Source organism: Pandoraea aquatica (genome assembly GCF_902459565.1).
Taxonomy (GTDB): domain Bacteria; phylum Pseudomonadota; class Gammaproteobacteria; order Burkholderiales; family Burkholderiaceae; genus Pandoraea; species Pandoraea aquatica.
On record NZ_CABPSN010000003.1, the window covers coordinates 646,600 to 668,410 of the forward strand.

Here is a 21,811-nt window from a genome sequence, read left to right on the forward strand (position 1 = left end):
AAGTGGGGATACCGCCGGTTACACGCGGGCCACCGAGGGGGATACGGTTGTGCGCGCCGGGCATGGCGTCAGATTGCCGCCACCCAGTCGTCACCCAGTCGTCACCCAGTCGTCACCCGCCGTCACCCATGATGGGGTGAGCTTTCGGATCTGTCCGATGGGCTTTGGCGCAGGGCATTTGTTATGCTTGCGAACAGACTCGCTCAGCCGCCACGCCCGCATGCTCCATCTATTCTTCTCCAACCGGTTCACCACGCTCGAAGCCGCCCTGTTGCGCGATATCGCACAGGCACCCGACGCGTTGGCGGGGGCGGGAAATCCCTTCGAGACGGAAACCATCGTTGTGCCGAGCGTGGCGGTGCGCCGCCGGCTCGAACTGGACTATGCGGACGTCTTCGGTGTGTGTGCAAACGTCCGCCTGACGTATCTGGCGCAATGGTTGTGGGACATGGCGGGCAAACTGCTCACCGTGCCGGAGAGTTCGCCGTTCGCACCCGACAGGCTGGTCTGGCCGCTATATCAGTGTCTCGCGCAGCCGTGGGTACAGGCGTCGCCGCGCCTGGCCGGTTATCTGGCTGGGGCAGACGACGTCATGCGATTCGAGCTGGCCGACCGCCTGGCCCACATCTACGACCAATATCTGACTTACCGGCCGGACTGGTTGGAGCGGTGGCAATCCGGCGAGGTGATTTCGCCGGGAGCGTCGACAGCCTGGGGCGACGTCCAGCGCGCCGACGAGGCTTGGCAAAGTGCCTTGTGGCGGCAGGTACTGGCGCACCTCGAGATTCGTGAGCGCCACCCGACGTTGCGGGCGATCGACCGTATCGAGCAACTCACACCGGAGACCGTGCCTGCCGGCTGGCCGTCCCGGGTCTGTGTGTTCGCGCTGTCGTCGATGCCGCCGCTTTCGATGGCCTTGCTCAAGGCCATGTCCCGCCTGATCGACGTGCATCTCTATGTCCTCAATCCCTGCGAGAGCTACTGGTTCGACATCGTGCCGCCGTCGCGGCTGTCGTATCTGACCCAGCGCGATGGCAAAGCACACCGCGAGGTAGGGCATCCCTTGCTGGCGGAATGGGGGCGACAGACGCAGTCCCACATCGATGCGTTGTACGCAGACCTTGCGCCGCAAGCGGTGGAGGACCGGGCGCTCTTCCAGCCGAATCCCGAGCCCACGCTGTTGGCCGCCTTGCAGAACGGCATTCTTGCCCTGGACGACGGTCGTCATGGTGCGCCCGACGGGGTCGCGGCCGATGGTTCGGTGCAAGTGCATGTCTGCCATAGCCTTGCGCGTCAGATCGAGGTCCTGCACGACCGCCTGCTGGCGTGCTTCGACGAAATCCCCGATTTGCGTCCCGACGACGTGTTGATTACCGTGCCGGACCTCGGCCGCGCGGCACCACTCATCGATGCTGTGTTCGGCACCGCAACGCCCCGCATTCCTTATCTGGTGACCGGCCTGCCGCCAACGCGGACCAACCCTGTCGCACGCGCTTTCGCGTCGATTCTGGCATTGCCGCAGCAGCGGGTGGCGGCGTCGAGTCTTGTCGAACTCGCACGTACGGAGGCGGTGGCGCAGCGCTACGACCTGGGCGGCAATGTGCTCGATGCCATTCAGAACTGGTTGCACAGTGCCGGCGCACGCCGGGGCTGGCGCGGCGATGCCCTGCAGCGGCTCGACGGTACCGGACAGATGCCACACGACGGTGCGATGACCGGACCTGGTGCGCACGTACCCCCCGCGCTGGAGCGTCATACGCTGGGCGACGCCATGATGCGGCTGTTCCTCGGCTACGCCTTGCCGGACGACGCCATGCCGGTCGACGATTGGCTGCCTGTCGGCGGAATCGAGGGCGGCAGGGCCGAGTTGCTGGGGCAACTGGCGCGACTGATCGACGATCTCGATATGACGGCGGTGTCGCTCCAGACCGAGCGGACCGGCCTCGCGTGGCGCGATCAGTTGCTGGCGATGCTGGAACAGTTCTTCTCGGATGAGCCGCGTTTTGCCGATGACGTCGCCGAAGTGCGTATGGCCATCGAGCAGATCGGTACAGCCATTGCCGATGGTGCACCTGAGGTGCGCGTGCCGGTGGAGGTGGTGGCGCGCGTGCTGGCCGACGCGCTCGACGATCCGACGCGTGGCGGGGTGCCGTCGGGACGCGTGACCTTCGCCGCCATTCCTAGCTTGCGTCTGTTGCCGTACCGCGTGGTCTGCATGATCGGCATGGATGATGGCGTGTTGCCCGGGCGCGTGCGTGCCGACGAGTTCGATCTCATGCGCGCACTGCCACAACGCGGTGACCGTCAGCGGCGCGATGACGAGCGCAATCTGTTCCTCGATTTGATGCTGAGTGCGCAAGACCGCTTTCTCATTACCTATACGGGGCGAAGCGTCCGCGATAACGCGCCGTTGCCGCCGTCCACCGCGGTGGACGAATTGCTGGACTTTACGGGGCAGTTGCTCGCGCCGGTGTCGCAGGGATTCGACCTGGATGAGCAACGCAAAGCCCGTGAGACGCTTGTCGTCTTGCATCCGCTTCAACCGTTCTCGCCCGCGTACTTCGACGGGCTCGATCCGTCGCTTTACAGCTACGACGTCTCCAACGGCGAGGCGGCTCAGCAATTGGCCGATCAGTTGGCATCACCTGCGCCGGATGCACCCGCTACGCCATTCGTTCATGAGCCATTGCCCGCCATCGCACAAACGCACCTGACGCTGGACGACCTGCTGCGCTTCTGGCGTCACCCGGGCCGGGCGTGGGCGCGCGACCGGCTGGGCCTGTCGCTGGGCGACATGCTCACCGAAGTCGAAGACGAAGAGCCGTTCGTACTCGACTGGTCGGGGCGAGACGCGCTCGCTGCCCGACTGCTGCCGCGACTGTTGCGCGACGACGCTCAGGATGCCCACGCACAGGCGGCAGCGATCGAGCGCATTGCGAACGTCAGTCATGAACTGCCGGGAGGTGCGACGGGGGCGGTATGGCGTCGACGTGAACTCGGCGGGTTGCGTGCACTGGCGACGCAAGTGCGAGAAGCGCAGGCGGAGGGCACACAGGAGTTGCTGGTGACGTTGCCGCTCAAACCGGTGCTTCCACCGTCGTGGACGGGAGCGACCGATGCCATCTGGCACGGCGATGCAACACTGTCCGCAGACTGCCTGCTGCAAGGACGTCTGGCTCCGGTGTCGCGCCACGGCCTCGTCATGTACCGCTATGGCAGCATGCGTCCGAGCGATCTGCTCGCCGCCTGGCTCGCTCACCTCGCGCTCTGTGCACATTTGCAGCAACCGGATCATGCCGGGCTCGAGATCGCACCGCGAACGCTCTGGTACGGGGAGGACGAGACATTTGCGTTGCGTCCGGTGGACGATGCGGCGGCGCTTCTCGCGCAATGGGTGGCGTTGTATCGCCTTGGGCAGACACGGCCGTTGCCGTTCTTTGTGCGAAGTGCATGGAAGCTGGCGAGCACCGGAAAAATGACAGACGCAGAGGGCGCATGGTCCGGCTCCGCATTCGCTCGCGGCGATGCCGACGATCCCTATACCAAGCTGATCTGGCGGGGTGTGGAAAACCCGCTGGCGTCGCCGTTCGACCTGCTGGCGAATACGATGTTCGGACCGATGGTGCAGCATCTTGAAATCGTGGAGGGCGCATGACCCAGCTCATCGACCTCGACGTTTTCGGTTGCGATCTCGATGGTGTCTGCCTGATCGAAGCGTCGGCCGGTACGGGCAAGACGTGGAATATCTGCGCGCTCTATGTCCGGTTGTTGCTTGAGAAGCAACTCACCGTCGAGCAGATTTTGGTCGTGACGTTCACGAATGCCGCGACGGCAGAATTGCGTGAGCGGATTCGGGGACGACTCGCAGGACTGGTCGCAGCGATGGCCCCGGTCTTCGATGAGGACGAATGCGACGGCGACGGCGAGGGCGATGACGGTGACGGAGACGACTTCCCCGACTTCGACCCGGACGCCAGCGACGATCCCCTGTTCAATGTGATGATTGCCGGGCTGATCGAACGTGGGGATATGTCGCCGAAGGCCATTCGGGAATGCCTCCAGCGTGCGTTGCGCGGCTTCGATCAGGCGTCGATTCACACTATCCACGGTTTTTGCCAGCGCGCACTCGCCGAAGTGCCGTTTGCCGCCGGGCTGCCATTCGCTTACGAGCTGGTGCCGGACGACAACGGCGTGCGTCACGATCTGGCGGTGGAGTTCTGGCGTCGTGTTGTCGAGCCGATGGCGGCGCAGGACGACAACTTCGCTGCATGGCTGGTCGATCGCAAGCGCTCACCGGGCACGCTCATGGATCAATTGGCACGTCGGCTGAAGAAGCCAATGTCCGAGTTGCGTTGGCCGGAGGCTGTGCAAGGCGATGCGCAGGCGTCCCCCGACTCGGCGTTGCTGGCGACGTATTGGGCGGCATGCGACTGCTGGGAGGCCGAGGCATCGGTGATTGCCGACCTGATGCGCGCGGTACTGCCGTCCTATAAGAAAAACATCTACAACGAGACGTCTCTCCCGCAGGCGGTCTCGGCATGGCAACGATATCTTGGGGCGCGTGACGCCGGTGCATTGCTTGCGCCGAAGGCCGAGTTGCTGACGACGACGCGGCTCGCCAAGGACATTAAGAAAGGGGAGACGCCCCCCGACCATCGCTTCTTTGAAATGGCGGACGTACTCGTTCGGGCGCGCGCGGATGCCGAAGAGCGCTACGCAATGCAGTGGCTGCGAATCCTGCGTGAGTGGCTGATGCAGGCGCCGGAACAGTTGGCGCTGCGCAAGCGCGAACTGCGTGTGGTGTCGTTCGACGACTTGCTTGGCAATATCGCGCGTGCTTTGCATCAACATCCCGATCTGGCGGACGCTTTGCGCGAGCGCTATCCGTGCGCACTGATCGATGAATTTCAGGATACCGATCCGCTGCAATTTGCCATCTTCAGCGCTGTGTACGGACATCGGTCAGGCACATCGTGTGACGTCTCGGACGAAGTGACCGACGAAGTGACTGACGAAGCGACGGAAAAAACGCCAACGGTCAGCGGGCGCGGCCCGATGTTCATGGTCGGCGATCCCAAGCAGGCGATCTACAGCTTCCGTGCGGCGGATCTACACACTTATCTGGCCGCACGCGAGAACGCCGACGCGGCGTACACGCTTGCCGTCAATCAGCGCTCGACGCCAGCCATCATCGAGGCCGGCAACCGCCTATTCGGTGCCAACGATCGTGCCTTCGTCTTGGACGGGCTTGAGTACCCGCCAGTGCGGCCGGGTACGCGCCGGCGTCCTCCCTTAACGGATGTGCGGGACGTCGCGGACTTGACCGTCTGGTGGCTACCCGATGCCGACGAGCCGCTACCCAAGGACGAGGCGCAGCAGGCGTGCGCCCGCGCGACGGCAGCCGAAGTGGCCCGCTTGCTGGCGGGGGCGTCGCGTGGTGATGTGATGATCGGCGACGAGCCACTCGCACCGGGCGATATTGCCGTGATCGTGCAGACGCACCGTCAGGGCGCGCTGATGAAGTCGATGCTCGCCGAGCACGCGGTAGGGAGCGTGGAGTTGACGCAGGACTCGGTATTCGCGAGCGAAGAGGCGGAAACCTTGTTGCGTGTGCTGCGGGCGGTGGAGGCACCCGGCGACGTGCGAGCCCTGCGTGCTGCGCTTGCGACAGAGTTGTTCGGGCTCGATGCCACGGCGCTTTACCGCATGCAGACCAGCGACGCTTCGGATGCGGAGGCGATCGCGTGGATCGAGCGCCTGCAACGGTATCGTCAGTTGTGGACCGATCGCGGATTCTCGGCCATGTGGCGCACGCTCATGCGTGAGCTTGGACTTGCGGCACGGTTGGTCGCACAGTCCGGTGGAGAGCGTCGTCTGACCAACTTCATGCATCTGGCGGAGCTTGCTCAAGCGCGATGGGCGGAGCAGCCGGGCATGCCTGCTTTGCTGCGTTGGCTGGCGTCGCAGCGCAATGCCAGCGGAGGCGAGGAGGCGCAGTTGCGCCTGGAGTCGGATCAGAATCTGGTCCAGATCGTGACCGTTCACAAATCGAAGGGACTTGAGTACGGTGTGGTGTTCTGCCCGTTCCTTTGGGACGGTTCAGTGCGCGACGGAGGCGGTCTCGAGGGGCTGGAGTACCACGATGGCGCGACGGCCGTCATCGACTTTACCGACGCGGCAGGCAAGGGCTCACCCGCCGCTGCTGCGTTGCGGCAGGAACAATCGGCGGAGCAGGCGCGCCTGCTGTACGTTGCGCTGACGCGCGCGGTGTACCGCTGCTATCTTGCGGCGGGCATCTATTCGTCGCGTCGTAGCGTGAAGGAAGCGTGTGGCGGCATGCTCAACTGGCTTGCTGCCGGGCAAGGCACGACGTTCGACGCATGGATTGCTTCGACCCTCGATGCCGATGAGCGCGTCGAGACGATTCGCCTGGCGTGGAAGGCGCTGGTGGGTGGACCGCTCGACGTCGTGCCGTTGCCTGTGGGCGATGCGCTCGATGGCGACACGCGCGTGGTGCACGATGCCGCACCCGAACTGACCACGCGTGCGAGTACGCGTGCCCTGCGCGAGGCATGGCGCATCGGGAGCTTCTCGGGGTTGTTAGCCGGAATGCACACCGGACCGCAACTTGGCGGTGGACAGTTGAGTGCACCGGAGCGCACACGTCCCGATTACGACGCGCAAGCCAATGCGGGACCGACGTTTGCGTTGCCGCCGGAAGGCGATGACGTCTGGCCGCCTGTCGACGATATTCTCCGTTTCCCGCGTGGCCCGGCCGCCGGGGAGAGCTTGCACCGGGTGTTCGAACTGGCGGACTTCCAGTCGCGTGCCCAATGGTCGCATGCGGTGTCGCGGGCGCTGCGCGAGCGTCCGCCGGGACGCGGTGCGGAGCAAAACGACACGTGGCGCGCCATGATGACGAACATGTTGAGTGACACGCTCGCCACGCCGCTGCGCCCCGGCATGCAACTGGCGGATGTCTCGCTGGCTGAGCGTCTTACCGAAATGGAGTTCACGTACCCGGCAGATGCGGTGTCGCTCGACGCGCTGCGCGGCCTGTTGCGCCAATTCGGATATCCCGACTTGCCGCTGGACGCAACGGTCCTGCGGGGCTATCTCAAAGGCTTCATCGATCTGGTGTTCCGTCACAGTGGCCAATGGTGGATTCTCGACTGGAAGTCGAACTACCTCGGAACCGCCCCTGAGAACTACGGGGGCGATGGTCTGCGCGAGGCCATGGCCGAACACGGCTATCACCTTCAGTACTTGCTTTACACGCTGGCGCTGCATCGCTATTTGCGGCGTCGCTTACCTGATTACGATTACGACCGCGATATGGGCGGCAGCCTCTATTTGTTTGTGCGGGGCGTGCGTCCCGATTGGGCCAGCGCGCATCTCGCCGGAGACGAAGTCCCGGGGGTTTTCTTCGACAAACCCTCGCAGGAAATGGTCGACGCGCTCGATGGACTGTTCGCCGCAGGCGAGAATGCGGCGCTGGCGCAAGCACTCTCGCTGGACGCGCAGGGCGGCTCGGTACACGCCTACGGGGAGGGCGCATGAGCGATAGACGCCATACCGGTGATGCGTCCGGCGCACCGTTGGTCGACAGCGGGGTGGTTCGGCTTGCGCAAGGGTTCGCGCGTCGCATGGGGTTGCTCGCGCGAGGGAACGGTGCCGATGAGCTCACGTGCCGCTATGTTCGGCGGGCGGCGCTCGAAGTCAGTCTCGCCACATCGGAAGGGCATGTTTGCGTGCCGCTCGACAACCTGCTCGACGCGCAGGCCAGCGGCGAGTTGTTTCCCGGTGACGCGCCAGCGTTGTCCGTCTGGCGAGAGGCGCTTTTCGCCAGCGGCTTATGTGCGCCGGCCAGCCTCGCGCACGTGCGCGCAGGCGATGTACAGGCGCACGCCTATCCGCTCTTGCTCGACGATCAGGACCGCCTGTATCTGGCTCGCTACTATCACTATGAAGCACGCCTTGCCCTCGCGCTCGGACGAAAGCTGACAGTGAGCGAGGAGGCATCGACCTCGGCGATCACAGACGAAGACCGCAAGCGCTTGCAGCGCTACTTCCGCGAGGGTGTGCTGCGCTCGCCCGAAGGCCAGCTGGAGCCGAATTGGCAGATGGCGGCAGCCGCGCTCGCATTGCAGCGCTCGCTGGTCGTGCTCAGCGGCGGCCCGGGGACGGGGAAGACGACCACGGTCGTCGGTCTGATTGCGTGTCTGCTGGAGCGCGATGCCAACCTGCGCGTTGCGCTGGCAGCGCCCACGGGCAAAGCGGCACAGCGTATGCAGGAAGCGCTGACGGCGCGTCAAGACTTGCCCGAGACCGTGCGACTCGCACTCCCCGAAGCGGCGGTGACATTGCATCGACTGCTCGGCGTATTGCCGGAGTCGGCGGAGCAGGTGGGGCGACGCTTTCGTCATCACGCAGGCAACCCTTTGCCATACGACCTGATCGTGGTGGATGAGGCGTCCATGATCGATTTGTCGATGGCAACGCAGTTGCTGGAAGCGGTGCCTGACGGGGCGCGTCTCATTTTGCTGGGAGACAAGGACCAGTTGGCGGCCGTCGAGGCGGGGGCGGTGTTCGGTGAGCTGAGCGCCCAGCGGGTGTTTTCGCCGTCGATGCGCAGGCAATTACTGTCGGCGCTTGGCTGGCCCTCAAACGACTTACCTGGCTCGGGTCCGCTAGCTGTGAGCAGCACCCGCGTGTCACAAGCGGGTACTGCGCCGACGGCGCAGGCCCGGGCGCCCCGCGGTTTGGAGGACGCCGTCGTCTGGCTGGAACGCACCTATCGCTTTGGGGCGAACTCGGCGATCGGTCGTCTGGCAACGGCCATCAAGACTGGGAAAGTCATCGATGCGCGCAAGGAGTTCGCTGTTGCCGAGAGCGAGTCCGGCCGAGTCAATGCCGGGGGAGCGGCGGGTGGTGCATCTTCCGAAGCCAACCCGGTGGACCGTGTGCTGCTAAGCGAAGATGGCGGCACCCAGTTGTCGCCCGTCACACTGAACACGCTGGCCGATGGTTACGGCGAATACCTCGATGCGCTCGCTGAAGCGTTTACGACGATTGAGCAGTTAGGCGATCCCGCCGCGGCTACGACGGCAGACATTGCCATGGTCGCTCAGCCTGTCTTTGCTGCTTTTGGGAAGTTTCGCGTGCTTTGCGCGACGCGGGGCGGGCGACGAGGCGTCGAGTTTCTCGGTGCACAACTAACGGCGCTGCTGGCGCGTCGCGCCGGTGTGGCATTGGGCGCGGGGGGCGGTGCGTGGTTTGCTGGGCGTCCGGTGCTTGTGACGCAGAACGAATACGCGCTGAATCTCTTCAACGGCGATATCGGCATTGCGTTGCCGCTCGGACCTTCCGGCACGTTGCGCGTGGCGTTCGCGACGCCCGATGGTGGCTACCGCCTCTACTCGCCTGCCAGTTTGCCCGCGCACGAAACGGCATTTGCGATGACGATTCATAAGTCGCAGGGGTCGGAATTCGAGCGCGTCGCGATTGTGTTGCCGGAGCAGGCGAGCCGGGTGTTGTCGCGAGAACTGATCTATACGGGCGTCACGCGTGCGCGCCGGGAAGCGTGGTTGTATGCGCCGTGGTCCGTGATTGCGTCGGCCATCGCACGCCCGACGCAGCGCGATGGCGGCCTGACCGACCGTCTGACGGAGGTGCTGGCTACGACGTCTGATTCTCCGACGGGTTCGCGTTCAGCTTTGCCGCTGCGATAGCGGCCTCGGCAACGGCACCGATGCGGGTGACGAGCAACTGGTCGATCTTGTAGTTGTCGATGTCGACCACTTCGAATTTGTAACCCGCCGCTTCGGTGGCTTCCGACTTCTTCGGAATGCGCTTGAGCTGATAGATCATGAACCCGGCGATGGTTTCGAACTCGCCCTCGCCGGGGAGCTCGTCGATATCGAGCGCCTTTTTTACGTCCTCCACCGACGTGACACCGTCGACGAGCCAGGAATGCTCGTCACGCTGCACGATCTGGTCTTCGTCCGCCGGGTGGACGACGTCGCCCATGAGTGCGCCCACGATGTCGTTAAGCGTCACCACGCCGACCACCAGACCGTACTCGTTGATGATAACGGCGAAGCCTTCGCGGGTTTCCTTGAAGCGTGCCAGCGCTTCGGACAAATTGAGCGTGTCCGGAATCACCAGCAGCTTCTTGGCGTAGAGGCGATCCAGATTGCGGATCACGCTGGAGAGATCTTCGCTCGCAATGCGCTGGAGCAAGTCCTTCGAGTCGACGTAGCCGAGCACGTTGTCGATTTCGTCGCGACACACGAGATATTTCGAATGCGGGCTTTCCGTGATTTTTTGACGGATGCTGCGCTCATCTTCGGCGATGGTGAAGTACACCACGTCGTCGCGGAAGGTCATGACCGAACCAACGGTACGTGACTCCAGTTCGAACACGTTCTCGATCAGATGCAGTTCCTGCTTGCGCAGCACACCGGCCTGCGCACCGGCACCGACCATCGCTGCAATGTCTTCCGACGTGATGTTGTCGATCGCATGGGTGGGCAGCTTGAACATGCGCAGAAACAGGTTGGCGACGCCATTGAAGACGTAGACCAAAGGACGCAGAACCTTCAGGCAAAGCAGCATCGGGTCGATGATCGCCATCGCCACGCGCTCGGGATTGACCATCGCGAGGCGCTTCGGAATCAGATCGGCGAACTGGATGAAGGCGATCGTGATGAACAGGAACGAGCCGATGCCGGCCAGTCGTAGCGCTAACGCCTCGTCCGCAAAGGGCGATAGCCAGTCGAACAGGTAGCCGGTGAGGAAGCTCTCGCCGAGTACACCGCCGAGCACGGCGACGGCATTCACGCCGATCTGCACGACGGTGAAGAAGTTGCCGGGCTGCTCCTTGAGCGCCAGCACTTTGACGGCCTGCTCGTCGCCCTTCTCCATGAGCACCTGGAGTTTGGTGCGCTTGGCGGCTGTGAGCGAGATTTCGGCGGCGGAAAAGAAGGCGCTTGCCAGCACCAGCAAGAGAATACTGAAAAGAAAACCGTAACCACTCATATTGTTGTCCCTGAAAGTGCGAGTGCGGATACATAGCCGCGGCGCAGGCCGGACCGGTTCGCACGGGAGTGGGTCCGGGAGCAGGGAGACATTTCAAAACAAGGCCGGCGGGCCATCATTTTGAGATGCCTTCGGGCTGGAGCGCGGGAGCAGCGTACCCGCTTCGGCATAAACGGCGGACAAAATTCGTGGCCTGTACTGCACGGACTGCGCAGGCCACGGGTCCCCAAAAGACGCCGTTGGGCGGGTCGCGTCAGCCGCGTCGGCTGTACCGCTGTCCGATAGCATGCCATAAGTTCGGGGCACTCCGACAGCGCGACCCCTGCGTACCTGGCGCGCACCGGGCGCACTCGGGACGCATTCAAGCAGCCCGGCTGTCCACTCCGAGGCGGTCGCTTGCACGAGCTGCGAGAGTCCGCGTGCAGAACCGAAAATTACCGACCGACCGTTCGGGCATTGTGGACGCCGTCTTGACGACGCCGCCCGGCGACATCCGAGATCTGTCGGGGGCAGTGGGGCGCGGCGCAGGTGACGTCCAGACCGTGGTGCCAACCACGCATCTCCCTTTCCCAAATGTGAGGACTTATCGATGACTTTCGGTATGCAGTTCGCGAATCACGCACCCGCTATGGGCGGTTTTGCCCCGCTCGCATCCGTCGCGCTTCATCCCGGCACCGGGCCGGCCAGCGCCGCAGGCATGTCGCTTGCGCGCATCGCAAATGTGCCAAGCGCTGCCGTCGCGCATCCGTGGACCGCGCGTGAGTCGCAGGCAGCGGGATTGGCGCAATCGTCGAGGATCACGAATCAGGACAGTGCCCGTCGTCAGCTCGAAGCCGATTTTGCTGGCGTAACGTCGCAAGAGGATCGGTCTGGCGAGACATCGTCCGGCGCGCTCCGGCACGGGCTCGTGGATGTCGACAGTGTGGATGTTCTTGAAGCACCGATGACCGGGGAAGCGCTGGCGGCCTTTCTCGCGCCGCGTGTCGCACAAGCGGTGCTCCCGCCGGCGGCGCTGGCAACGCTGCACGTCTGTGCCGGTTCGCATCAGGTCAGCACGCGCATTGCCGCGTTGGACGGGCGCAACCACCCGGTCGTCATGCCGGACGGACGCAGCGAACGCGCGCAAGTCTGTCGCGATATCGTCAACGGTTCCTTGCTCGGCACTGACGGTCGCAACGGCACGGTGCCGTTCGAGCCGACCCGTGCCGATGTGACGAAGGCGGTGGCGGACACGGCACGTCGATGGACCGGCAAGCCGGATCTAGCGGGTAAGAAGGAGTGGTCGACGGCATGTCTCGTGCATGAGACGCCGTCCAAATTCATCGGCAAGCTGAACGCGCGTCTGCAAGCGGGTACGCGTGTCGTACCCCCGAGCGAAAGCACCGAATGGATGCTTCGTGTGGGATTCGCCGCCGGTCTGCCGATGCAGCAGGCGATTGTGCGCGGCGATCTGCCGGCGTTGATCGGTCTGGGGACGGACGAATGGGCGAAGCTCGCGCTCGGTGTCGAGCAACTGGGCGAGCGTCACTGGGACATGCGCCACACCGAAGTGATGGATGCCGCCGCCATGCCCGCGACCAACACGGCGGCGTTCACGGCGCTGGCAACGTCAATGTATTCGGTCGCCAAGCACATCGCCGTAGAGCGGTTGCGTAATTATCTGACGCAACGCGGCGTGCCTACTATGCCAGCTGCCGTGACCAGCGAATCGCCTTTGGTCGCATAACGACGGTTTCACATCTGCGGGCAAGGTTGTCAGCCTGACTTCGTCGATGGTCGTCGACAATCGCATTGCAACAAAAAACGCGCCCGGTTTTACCCGGGCGCGCTTTTTTGACTACACGCTGGTCCGCCGTACACGGCAGCGGCGTCGAAGCCCACCGCCGCGCACGTGCCAGCTCGCGTGTTAATCAGGTGCGACGATAGATTTCGGCACCGCTCTTCACGAACTCGACAGCCTTGACTTCCATCCCTTGCTTGAGGGCGGCTTCGTCGGTGAGGCCCTGCTTGGCAGCGTAATCGCGAACGTCCTGCGTGATCTTCATCGAGCAGAAGTGCGGTCCGCACATCGAGCAGAAGTGAGCGACCTTGGCCGAATCCTTCGGCAGCGTTTCATCGTGGAATTCACGCGCCTTGTCCGGATCGAGACCGAGGTTGAACTGGTCTTCCCAACGGAATTCGAAGCGTGCCTTCGACAGCGCATTGTCACGAATCTGCGAACCCGGGTGACCCTTGGCGAGGTCGGCTGCGTGGGCTGCGAGCTTGTACGTGATGATGCCTTCCTTCACGTCGTCCTTGTTCGGCAAGCCAAGGTGTTCCTTCGGCGTGACGTAGCACAGCATGGCCGTGCCGTACCAGCCGATGGTGGCCGCGCCGATACCCGACGTGATGTGGTCGTAACCCGGAGCGATGTCCGTGGTCAGCGGTCCGAGCGTGTAGAACGGGGCTTCGTCGCAGTACTCGAGCTGGAGATCCATGTTCTCCTTGATGAGCTGCATCGGCACGTGGCCCGGGCCTTCGATCATGACCTGCACGTCGTGCTTCCACGCGATTTGCGTGAGTTCGCCGAGCGTCTTGAGTTCGGAGAGTTGCGCTTCGTCGTTGGCGTCGTAGATCGAGCCGGGACGCAGACCGTCGCCCAGCGAGAACGCGACGTCATACGCCTTCATGATTTCGCAGATCTCTTCGAAGTGCGTGTACAGGAAGCTTTCCTTGTGGTGCGCGAGACACCACTTGGCCATGATCGAGCCGCCACGACTGACGATACCCGTCATGCGGTTGGCCGTCATCGGCACGTACGCGAGACGCACGCCGGCGTGGATCGTGAAGTAGTCGACGCCTTGCTCGGCCTGCTCGATGAGCGTGTCGCGGAACATTTCCCACGTCAGGTCTTCGGCCTTGCCGTTGACCTTTTCGAGCGCCTGATAAATCGGCACCGTGCCGATCGGCACCGGGCTGTTACGCAGAATCCATTCGCGCGTTTCGTGGATGTGCTTGCCGGTCGACAGATCCATCACCGTGTCGCCGCCCCAGCGGATCGCCCACGTCATCTTGTCCACTTCTTCGCCGATCGACGATGTCACGGCCGAGTTGCCGATGTTCGCGTTGATCTTCACGAGGAAGTTGCGGCCGATGATCATCGGCTCGGATTCCGGGTGGTTGATGTTGTTCGGGATGATGGCGCGGCCGCGAGCGATTTCGTCGCGCACGAATTCCGGCGTGATTTCGGCAGGGATGCTGGCGCCGAAATGCTGACCCGGATGCTGACGCGTGAGCAGCTTCGCGAGACGCTCGCCTTGCGGACCGGCGGCGCGCACGCTTTCGATATATTCCTGACGGCGCAGGTTTTCACGAATCGCGATGTATTCCATTTCGGGCGTGATGATGCCCTGACGCGCGTAGTGCATCTGCGTCACGTTCTTGCCGGCCTTGGCGCGGCGCGGCGTGCGATGCAGGCCCGGGAAGCGCAGATCGGCGGTCGCGCTGTCGTCGGCGCGCTCACGGCCGTAGGCCGAGGACAGGCCCGGCAGGGCTTCGGTGTCGCCGCGCTCTTCGATCCACTTCGCGCGCAGCGCGGGCAGACCGGAGCGGATGTCGATGGTCGCGTTCGGATCGGTGTACGGGCCCGAGCAGTCGTATACGTAGATCGGCGGGTTCTTTTCGCCGCCGAAGCTCGTAGGCGTATCGGCTTGCGAGATTTCGCGCATCGGGACCTGAATGTCCGGACGCGAGCCTTCGACGTAGATCTTGCGGGAATTGGGCAGCGGTGCGATCGCGGCTTCGTCCACGCGCGCGTTGGCTGAGAGGAACTTCGGATTGGCGTTCATGCAATGTCTCCTGGCGGGGCACGTGTTGACGCCGACAATTTCGGCGCAAAGCGGCTCAGGAGCATGAACGGGGGCGAGGAATTTCTACGCTCCCTGCGCTGGCATTATCCAGATCAGGTTCTAAGGGTATTTCTCACCCACAACTCACGTTGCAGGACCCCTGCGCTTAGCTTTGCGGCAACGATACACCGACATGCGGGGCAAAACAAGCACGATGTGTCCCGAAAAACGTGAACTGAAAATGGTGCGGTGCGGCATATCGACGGGCGCATCAACCGTCCTGCGCCACACGCACCTCGCGTTGAAATTCTCGTGGCATCAGGCGCAGCGCATCGCGGAAAAAGCGACGGTCGGGCGGCGGCAGCATGGGCAGTACGCGACCAAGCGATTGCGCCGCGTGAAACGCTTGCGGCGAGTCGCCGTCCTGATGCAGCGCGAACCACAGCATTTCGAACCACAGATTGGCGAGTTGCAGCGGTTCGAAGCGCACGCGTCCCTCTTCGTGATCCGCGAGTGTGGTGGCAACGACATCGGTCCAGCGCAGGAAACCTTTGGCGCGCGAGAAGGGCGCGCCGAACGGCTGGACGGCGTCGAGAAACGCATCGACCGCAAGGGGCGTGCTCGCGCGCAACGTCTCCAGATCGGGATCGCGTCGCACCGGCACGGCACCGCGCGCAATGCGCAGCAGGAACACCGTATTCCAGACGGAATTCCCGCCCACGCCGAAGCGGTCGCAAATCCACTCGGACAAGCCGATCCACCGCAATGCCTGACGTTGCACTTCGGCCGCCGCCAGCCGTCTGCCGGGGTCGATCAGCGACTCCTGCCAGAACAGCCAGAGCGACAGGCCGATGTTGGCCGCGACGTGCTGGGCTAGCTCGATGGAGTCGGCTTCGAACGCGGCTTGCAGGGCGTCGGAAAAGGCGGCCAGCGCGTCGGCGGCCGATTGCGCGCGTGCGGGCATCGGGCCATTGCGCGCGGCGTGCGACTTGTACAGCAACGCCTGGAGATTGCGGCTTTCGAAGCGAATGCGCGGGTTGTAGACGAGACACGGCGCGAGCGACACGTCGTCGCTGATGCGTTGCAGATGCGCGAACGCACCCGGCTCATCACGCAATGCGTAGGCTTGCCATGCCTGCACGATCCAGTGCATTGCGCGCAACGTCGGCGAACCGGGCTGGCTCGCACCGAAGGTCGCGGCGAGTGTGGCTAACGTTTGCTTCGTGCGCGCGGCGTCGCCCATACGACGCCACACGATGGTCTCGGCGAGCAGTGCAATGCCACGCTGCACGTCGTCCACGGCACACACCTGGGCTGCATGGAACGACGGGATCGCGCCCGTGCGCTGGCGTCTGGCTTCGCTTTGCGTCGAAGGCGGCGGCGGAGCGAAGAACACGCCGTCCTGCATGTCGCGCTTGCCGAGCGTCAGGTGATGCCAGAACGCGATGTCCTGCATGACGTAATCGAGCGCGGGCGACTGGGCGTCGGGTGCGCTGTCCTGCGGCAAGCCGAGAAATGCCGCAATAGCGCGGCGCGGGTCGGCAGGTGTCGTGTCGCCGATGGCGACTTGGATGCGCGACATCTCGTGCGCGGCGAGCCAGAAGGGGCCCTTGCCGCGTCCGCGCGTAGGGAGCAGACGCACATCCGCATGCCGGTCGTCGCCCCAGCCGACCGCGACGCCCCATCGCGCAAAGTCCGAAAACGCGCGGCTGATGAGCATGCGCAGATCGCCCCCTAGGCCAGCCTGACCGAAGCGGATCTTCAGCGACGCGAGCGTCACCGGCGACGCCTCGAAATGCGCCGCGTAATAGACGCGCATCAGCAACCACAGGCTCTGGTATCGCACCGGCTGAGCGTCGATTTTCTGCGGCGCGTCGAGTCGCACGACGAGTGTGGGAGCGAGCGTCGGCTCGGTGGTGTCGTTCATGTTGACTGAGTGACTCGGGCAGCAAGCGTGGCAGGAAGCGTGGCAAAAAGCAGCGACGCGCGTTGCGTCGCAAACGGCGTGCGCACGTTCCACGAATTCATGGAAGGGGCGAGCCGATGATACGGCGGTTACGTCGGTTACGGTAGCTTTGCTTTGCAGCTGCCGAAACGCGCACTAAGCTGCAAACGCTTTCGAAAAAGCAGTGCCTGGCCAGCGCGACTTATATCGGCAGCGACGACGTTTCGGCGTCGCTGCCGCACCCGGTGTGTCATCTCGATGTCACCCACTTGCATTCTGAAAATAAGGATAACGAAATGAAACGAATTCTCTCTCGCTGGCGTCGTGCGGCTATCGTGCTGCGTCTGGCGTCGGCGGTCGTTGCGCACGGTTTGCTGCCCTCGCCCGCACATGCGTTGGAATTGTCGCGGGCGTCTGCGCCGGGCGCACCTTCTGTGGCAACCCCCGTCCACCTGACCGAGCGCGCCGACTGGGGCAAGTTCTTTGCGGCGGAAAACGTAAGGGGCACGGTCGTGGTGCTCGACGGCAAGACGCAGACCTATCAGGCGTACGATTCGGCGCGTGCCGAGCGGCGCATGTCGCCGGCGTCGACGTACAAGATCTTCAACAGTCTGCTGGCGCTGGAATCGGGCGCGCTGGACAACGAGCGCGAGACGATTCCCTGGGACGGCAAACCGCGCCGCATGAAGGCGTGGAATGCGGAGTTGAATCTGCGCGACGCGTTTCGCGTGTCGTGCTACCCGTGCTATCAGGTCGTTTCACACAAGATTCCACGCGCATATGCGCAGGCGAAGCTTGACGCCGTCGGGTACGGTAACCGGACCATCGGTCGCGTGAACGACACGTATTGGGTGGACGACAGCTTGCAGATATCGGCGCGCGAGCAAGTCGATTTCCTGCAGCGTCTGGCGCGCGGCACGTTGCCGTTCTCGGCGCGTTCGCAAGACATCGTCCGCCAGATTTCCATCGTCGAAGCGAACGCCGACTATGTGCTGCACGGCAAGACCGGCTGGTTCGTCGACAAGAAGCCGGACATCGGCTGGTGGGTGGGCTGGCTGGAGCGTGACGGCAATCTGACGATGATTGCGCTGAACATCGATATGAACGGTGAGGCCGACGGCCCGAAGCGCGCGCGTATCGTGCGTGAAGTGCTGAAGAACCTGAAGTTGATCTGAGCGTGATGCCGTGCGACGCGAACGCCGAATGGCGTCGCGCCGCACGCGTTGCGAGTGATTTGCCGACGCGTCTTACAGGGCGCGGCCGTGTTTCAGCGCAGCGGCGATTTCCGCAACGTGACGGCCTTGCGTCCTCGCAATCGTCAGCTCGTTCTCGCTCGGATGACGTGAGCCGTCGGCACCGGCGAGCGTCGTGGCACCGTAGGGCGTACCCCCGGTGATCTCTTTCATGTTGGTGAGCGCGGGTTCCGTGTACGGCACGCCGACGATGATCATGCCGTGGTGGAGCAGGGTGGTATGGAAGCTGGTGATCGTCGTTTCCTGTCCACCATGCTGCGTGCCGGTGCTCGCGAACACGCTGCCGACTTTGCCAGCAAGCGCCCCCTTGGCCCAGAGGCCGCCGGTCTGGTCGAGGAAGTTGCGCATTTGCGCGGTCATGTTGCCGAAGCGCGTTGGGGTGCCGAAGATGATCGCATCGTACTCGGCGAGCTGGTCGACGCGTGCGACCGGCACGTTGGCGAAGGCAGCACGTGCGGCCTTCGCGCCGCTTTTTTCCAGCACGTCGTCGGGCACGAGTTCGGGGACCTGCATGACAGCGACGTCGGCGCTGGCGACGCTGCGCGCGCCTTCGGCAACCGCGTCAGCCATCTTGTAGATATGTCCGAACATGCTATAGAACACCACCAGGATCTTGGCGTTGGCCATGGAATTCTCCTTTGGGGTCGAAAGATGCTGGCGTCGCGGACCGTCGGCCGCGCGAGGCGAGCCGTTCCATCATAGTCGACGCGGATGACGCTTTAGCGCAGCCGTGAGCCGCTTTAGCGCAACCGCGATCCGATAAGGCAACCCAGCGCCAACGCTGCCATGAGCACCGTAACGCTTGCCGAGACGCCACCGGCCAGTGCGAGGCCCGTGGCCGCGAGTCCATGCGCCATCACGGCGGCGGGTACGAGCAGCATGGCGCTCACGACACACCAGCGCATGACGTAGCGCCACATGAAGCGACTCACGATCTGCATACGCGCGTCGAGTTGATGCCGCTGCCAGAAAGACAGATCGGCTGCCGCGTGGAAGAGCCACAGCGGGCTGAAGTATTTGATGAACAAGTCCATGACGCCGTACCGGAAACACAATGCCCGCAGGGCGCGGGCATGTCGTCGAGGCACGATGGCGGGGCAGACGCCCGATGGCACAGTCACGCACTTGGGGGGAGTCGACGCACAGGCATTGTAGCAGGCACTCACTTACTTTGATGCGTCGTGACCCATGCCGATTACGTCGGTTTTTGCTGAATTTCGCTCAACGGCGCGCGAACTTCCGGTATCCGCTGACTATTCCCACCATGTCAGGGCGCTCGCCCGGCCTGTCACTTGCGGGACTTGCCCGACGCCAGCGGTTGCGGCGCACTGGCTGAGATCTGCTGGATCAACTCCCAGACGGATTGCGCGGCGGGGGAGAGCGTCCGGTTCTTGCGGCGCACCAGCATGATGGTCCGGTCGATTTGCGGCGTGAGTGGCAAGGCCACGAGACGGCTGTCCGCTTCCGGGCCGTTCGCCGCCAGTCCGGGCATGGCCGGCAACGCCAGCGCAGGCATGACGCTGATGCCGATCCCTGCTTCGACCATCCGGAAGACCGTGATCGCATGCCCGACTTCTTGCGCCACCTGACAGTACGCACCGTGTTCGGCCAGTGCGCGGTCGATCAGCGGTCGGCTGCCGGACGCGTAATCGAGCAACACCAGCTTCTCGCCATTGAGCTCCTTCCACGTCACCTCGGTCTGCTTCGCAAAGCGATGTGAGCGGTCGCACACCACGAGGAACGGCTCGACCATGATGGGCTCGCCGACCAGATCGTCCGTGCCCTCCGAGGCGACGATCACGCCAAAGTCCACTTCACCGTGCCGCACGCTGTCGGTCGCCAGTGTCTGGACCTGATCACGCAGCATCAGCGTGATGTCGGGATAGCGGGCGGCGCAGGCCGAGATGCATTCGGGCATGAGATTCGCCGAAATGGTCGGCGCGCTGGCCACGCGCACCCGGCCGCGACGCTCTTCCGCCAGCCCGTGCGTGTCGCGCAGGGCGCTCTCCAGTTCATCGAGCACCCGGGCGAGGGTGGCAGAGAGGCTAGCGCCCACTTCGGTCAGCGTGACCTCCCGCGTGGTGCGGTCCACCAGCTTGAGTCCGAGTTCTTGCTCCAATTCCCGGATGCAGCGACTCACGGCCGGCTGAGTCAGGCCGATATCCTCGCCCGCTCGGCTGAAACTGCCGTGCTCGGCCACCGCGAGGAACACTTTGAGCTGGCGCAGCGAGATATTCATGCGTCTTTGGTATGAATAAAATTTTTAAATGAATTTGTATTTTAACTACCCTTGCGCTCTAATACGTAAAAACCCGTAGCGCGAGCGCACACTTCCGGTCACTTTTCGACGTCTGGGACCTCCAGGATCGATGGTAGACCGTCGCTGACGGCCCCTATGCCGTTGCATCCCGTGTTCTGGCGGAACGGGCTTTGTCATTTCAGACGTATCCGAGAGAGTATTCAAGAGTACCGATGGCCAGACCGCGTTTCCTTCCCGACAATTTCACGTTGATGCTGGTTGCCACCGTTGCGCTGGCCAGTTTCCTGCCGGCGCACGGCGAGGGCGAAGTCGCCTTTAACCTGCTGACCAACGTGGCGATTGCCGCCTTGTTCTTCCTGCATGGCGCGAAGCTGTCGCGCGAAGCCGTGCTCGCTGGCGCGACCCACTGGCGTTTGCATCTGCTGGTGTTCGCCAGCACGTTCGCCATATTCCCGATCGTCGGCGTGGCGCTCAAGCCAGTGCTGTCGTGGATGGTGACCCCGGAGCTGTATCTGGGCATCCTCTTCCTGTGCACGCTGCCCGCCACGGTCCAGTCGGCCATTGCCTTCACGTCGATGGCGCGCGGCAACGTGCCTGCTGCCGTGTGCAGCGCATCGGCGTCCAGCTTGTTCGGCATCTTCATTACGCCGCTGCTGGTCGGCCTGGTCGTGATCCATCACGATGGCAACAGCGGCGCGTCGCCGTTCGATTCCATCGGCAACATCATGTTGCAACTGCTCGTGCCGTTCATTGCCGGTCAGCTCTCGCGCAAGGCCATCGGCAAATGGGTGGAGCGCAACCGTGGGCTGCTCAAGATCGTGGATCAGGGCTCGATTCTGCTGGTTGTCTATACCGCGTTCAGCGAAGCCGTGAACACGGGGCTGTGGCATCAGATTCCCCCGTTGGCGCTGCTGGGCCTGCTGGGTTGCTGCGCGGTCATTCTGGCGATCATGCTCGCGATCACGACGTATTCGGCACGCTGGCTCGGGTTTTCGCGAGAAGACGAGATCACCATCGTCTTCTGCGGCTCGAAGAAGAGCCTCGCAAGCGGTATTCCGATGGCCAAGGTGCTGTTTGCGACCGGCCCGCTCGGTGCGATCGTCCTGCCGCTGATGCTGTTCCATCAAATGCAACTGATGGTGTGCGCGGTGCTGGCGACACGTTACGCCAATCGTCAGCGGGCCGCTCAGGCGGCGAAGGCCGTTGCCGGTAAGACCGCGACCGGCGCCAAGCCTGGCAAGCCGGAGAGTGGCAACGCCAATGCAGGCGCGGGCCGCTGAGCGCCCGGAGCGCCATTTCTTCGACGCGTTACCCCAAGCGATATCCGATAGACACGGCCCGACAAGGGCCGTTGTCACACGTTGGTCGTGCGCAAGTGCTAGAATTGCGTCTGTTTCGCTTCTTGACGACCACCCCGGTCCGGCGGCGCCCGACGCATCTGTTACATGACAGACCCCTCTCGCGCCAGCCTTGAGCATGGCGCGCA

12 protein-coding genes and 1 riboswitch are annotated in these 21,811 nt (G+C 63.7%); of the genes, 6 read left to right on the top strand and 6 right to left on the bottom strand.

All coding sequences use genetic code 11. The features are described from left to right. Window positions 1-220: 220 nt before the first annotated feature. Genes recC through recD form a run of 3 tightly spaced genes read left to right on the top strand, consistent with a single transcriptional unit; the run spans window position 221 to window position 9,731 of the window. Window positions 221-3,655, top strand: coding sequence for an exodeoxyribonuclease V subunit gamma (recC, locus tag PAQ31011_RS13720; protein WP_150576308.1), 3,435 nt, complete (start codon window positions 221-223; stop codon window positions 3,653-3,655). Continuing rightward, the gene (gene recB / locus PAQ31011_RS13725; RefSeq protein WP_150576309.1) at window positions 3,652-7,560 is read left to right on the top strand and encodes an exodeoxyribonuclease V subunit beta; all 3,909 of its coding nucleotides are present in this window, start codon (window positions 3,652-3,654) and stop codon (window positions 7,558-7,560) included. Before recC ends, recB begins: the two co-directional genes overlap by 4 nt. Further along, complete coding sequence (gene recD, locus PAQ31011_RS13730) at window positions 7,557-9,731, top strand: exodeoxyribonuclease V subunit alpha (RefSeq protein WP_150576310.1); 2,175 nt, start codon at window positions 7,557-7,559, stop codon at window positions 9,729-9,731. Before recB ends, recD begins: the two co-directional genes overlap by 4 nt. On the opposite strand, the gene paeA is transcribed toward recD, so the two are convergent. Next, window positions 9,679-11,040, bottom strand: a complete 1,362-nt coding sequence (gene paeA / locus PAQ31011_RS13735) for a polyamine export protein PaeA (protein ID WP_150576311.1) — start codon at window positions 11,038-11,040, stop codon at window positions 9,679-9,681. The genes recD and paeA overlap by 53 nt on opposite strands. A gap of 589 nt (window positions 11,041-11,629) precedes the next feature. Between paeA and PAQ31011_RS13740 the strand changes: the two genes are divergently transcribed. Next, entirely contained in the window at window positions 11,630-12,766 is a 1,137-nt protein-coding gene (locus PAQ31011_RS13740) for a hypothetical protein (RefSeq protein WP_150576312.1), read from the top strand. 184 nt (window positions 12,767-12,950) lie between these two features. Here PAQ31011_RS13740 and thiC read toward each other — a convergent pair whose 3' ends face one another. Both thiC and PAQ31011_RS13750 read right to left on the bottom strand, forming a co-directional pair. Beyond that, the gene (thiC, locus tag PAQ31011_RS13745) at window positions 12,951-14,867 is read right to left on the bottom strand and encodes a phosphomethylpyrimidine synthase ThiC (RefSeq protein ID WP_150576313.1); all 1,917 of its coding nucleotides are present in this window, start codon (window positions 14,865-14,867) and stop codon (window positions 12,951-12,953) included. Between the two features lie 73 nt (window positions 14,868-14,940). Continuing rightward, window positions 14,941-15,039, bottom strand: a riboswitch (TPP riboswitch). Window positions 15,040-15,138: 99 nt separating this feature from the next. Continuing rightward, the gene (locus PAQ31011_RS13750; protein WP_150576314.1) at window positions 15,139-16,794 is read right to left on the bottom strand and encodes a hypothetical protein; all 1,656 of its coding nucleotides are present in this window, start codon (window positions 16,792-16,794) and stop codon (window positions 15,139-15,141) included. A gap of 314 nt (window positions 16,795-17,108) precedes the next feature. On the opposite strand from PAQ31011_RS13750, the gene blaOXA reads away from it, so the two are divergent. Beyond that, window positions 17,109-17,987 carry an OXA-62 family carbapenem-hydrolyzing class D beta-lactamase gene (blaOXA, locus tag PAQ31011_RS13755; protein ID WP_150576315.1) on the top strand — a complete coding sequence of 293 codons (879 nt, stop codon included), beginning with the start codon at window positions 17,109-17,111 and terminating at the stop codon, window positions 17,985-17,987. Window positions 17,988-18,059: 72 nt separating this feature from the next. Here blaOXA and wrbA read toward each other — a convergent pair whose 3' ends face one another. The 3 genes from wrbA to PAQ31011_RS13770 all read right to left on the bottom strand — a co-directional run bounded on the left by wrbA (window position 18,060) and on the right by PAQ31011_RS13770 (window position 20,304). Beyond that, window positions 18,060-18,692 carry an NAD(P)H:quinone oxidoreductase gene (gene wrbA, locus PAQ31011_RS13760; RefSeq protein ID WP_150576316.1) on the bottom strand — a complete coding sequence of 211 codons (633 nt, stop codon included), beginning with the start codon at window positions 18,690-18,692 and terminating at the stop codon, window positions 18,060-18,062. Between the two features lie 113 nt (window positions 18,693-18,805). Continuing rightward, window positions 18,806-19,099, bottom strand: a complete 294-nt coding sequence (locus tag PAQ31011_RS13765) for a hypothetical protein (protein WP_150576317.1) — start codon at window positions 19,097-19,099, stop codon at window positions 18,806-18,808. 254 nt (window positions 19,100-19,353) lie between these two features. Continuing rightward, the gene (locus PAQ31011_RS13770; RefSeq protein ID WP_150576318.1) at window positions 19,354-20,304 is read right to left on the bottom strand and encodes a LysR family transcriptional regulator; all 951 of its coding nucleotides are present in this window, start codon (window positions 20,302-20,304) and stop codon (window positions 19,354-19,356) included. Window positions 20,305-20,537: 233 nt separating this feature from the next. Here PAQ31011_RS13770 and PAQ31011_RS13775 point away from each other — a divergent pair, with 233 nt between their 5' ends. Continuing rightward, window positions 20,538-21,605: a bile acid:sodium symporter family protein gene (locus PAQ31011_RS13775; RefSeq protein WP_150576319.1), complete on the top strand. Its 1,068-nt coding sequence runs from the start codon at window positions 20,538-20,540 to the stop codon at window positions 21,603-21,605. Window positions 21,606-21,811: the final 206 nt, after the last annotated feature.

Excerpts from the sequence above, each read along its gene's own strand:
- recC (WP_150576308.1), top strand. The coding sequence starts at position 221 with ATGCTCCATCTATTCTTCTCCAACCGGTTCACCACGCTCGAAGCCGCC.
- recB (WP_150576309.1), top strand. The coding sequence starts at position 3,652 with ATGACCCAGCTCATCGACCTCGACGTTTTCGGTTGCGATCTCGATGGT.
- recD (WP_150576310.1), top strand. The coding sequence starts at position 7,557 with ATGAGCGATAGACGCCATACCGGTGATGCGTCCGGCGCACCGTTGGTC.
- paeA (WP_150576311.1), bottom strand. The coding sequence starts at position 11,040 with ATGAGTGGTTACGGTTTTCTTTTCAGTATTCTCTTGCTGGTGCTGGCA.
- PAQ31011_RS13740 (WP_150576312.1), top strand. The coding sequence starts at position 11,630 with ATGACTTTCGGTATGCAGTTCGCGAATCACGCACCCGCTATGGGCGGT.
- thiC (WP_150576313.1), bottom strand. The coding sequence starts at position 14,867 with ATGAACGCCAATCCGAAGTTCCTCTCAGCCAACGCGCGCGTGGACGAA.
- PAQ31011_RS13750 (WP_150576314.1), bottom strand. The coding sequence starts at position 16,794 with ATGAACGACACCACCGAGCCGACGCTCGCTCCCACACTCGTCGTGCGA.
- blaOXA (WP_150576315.1), top strand. The coding sequence starts at position 17,109 with ATGAAACGAATTCTCTCTCGCTGGCGTCGTGCGGCTATCGTGCTGCGT.
- wrbA (WP_150576316.1), bottom strand. The coding sequence starts at position 18,692 with ATGGCCAACGCCAAGATCCTGGTGGTGTTCTATAGCATGTTCGGACAT.
- PAQ31011_RS13765 (WP_150576317.1), bottom strand. The coding sequence starts at position 19,099 with ATGGACTTGTTCATCAAATACTTCAGCCCGCTGTGGCTCTTCCACGCG.
- PAQ31011_RS13770 (WP_150576318.1), bottom strand. The coding sequence starts at position 20,304 with ATGAATATCTCGCTGCGCCAGCTCAAAGTGTTCCTCGCGGTGGCCGAG.
- PAQ31011_RS13775 (WP_150576319.1), top strand. The coding sequence starts at position 20,538 with ATGGCCAGACCGCGTTTCCTTCCCGACAATTTCACGTTGATGCTGGTT.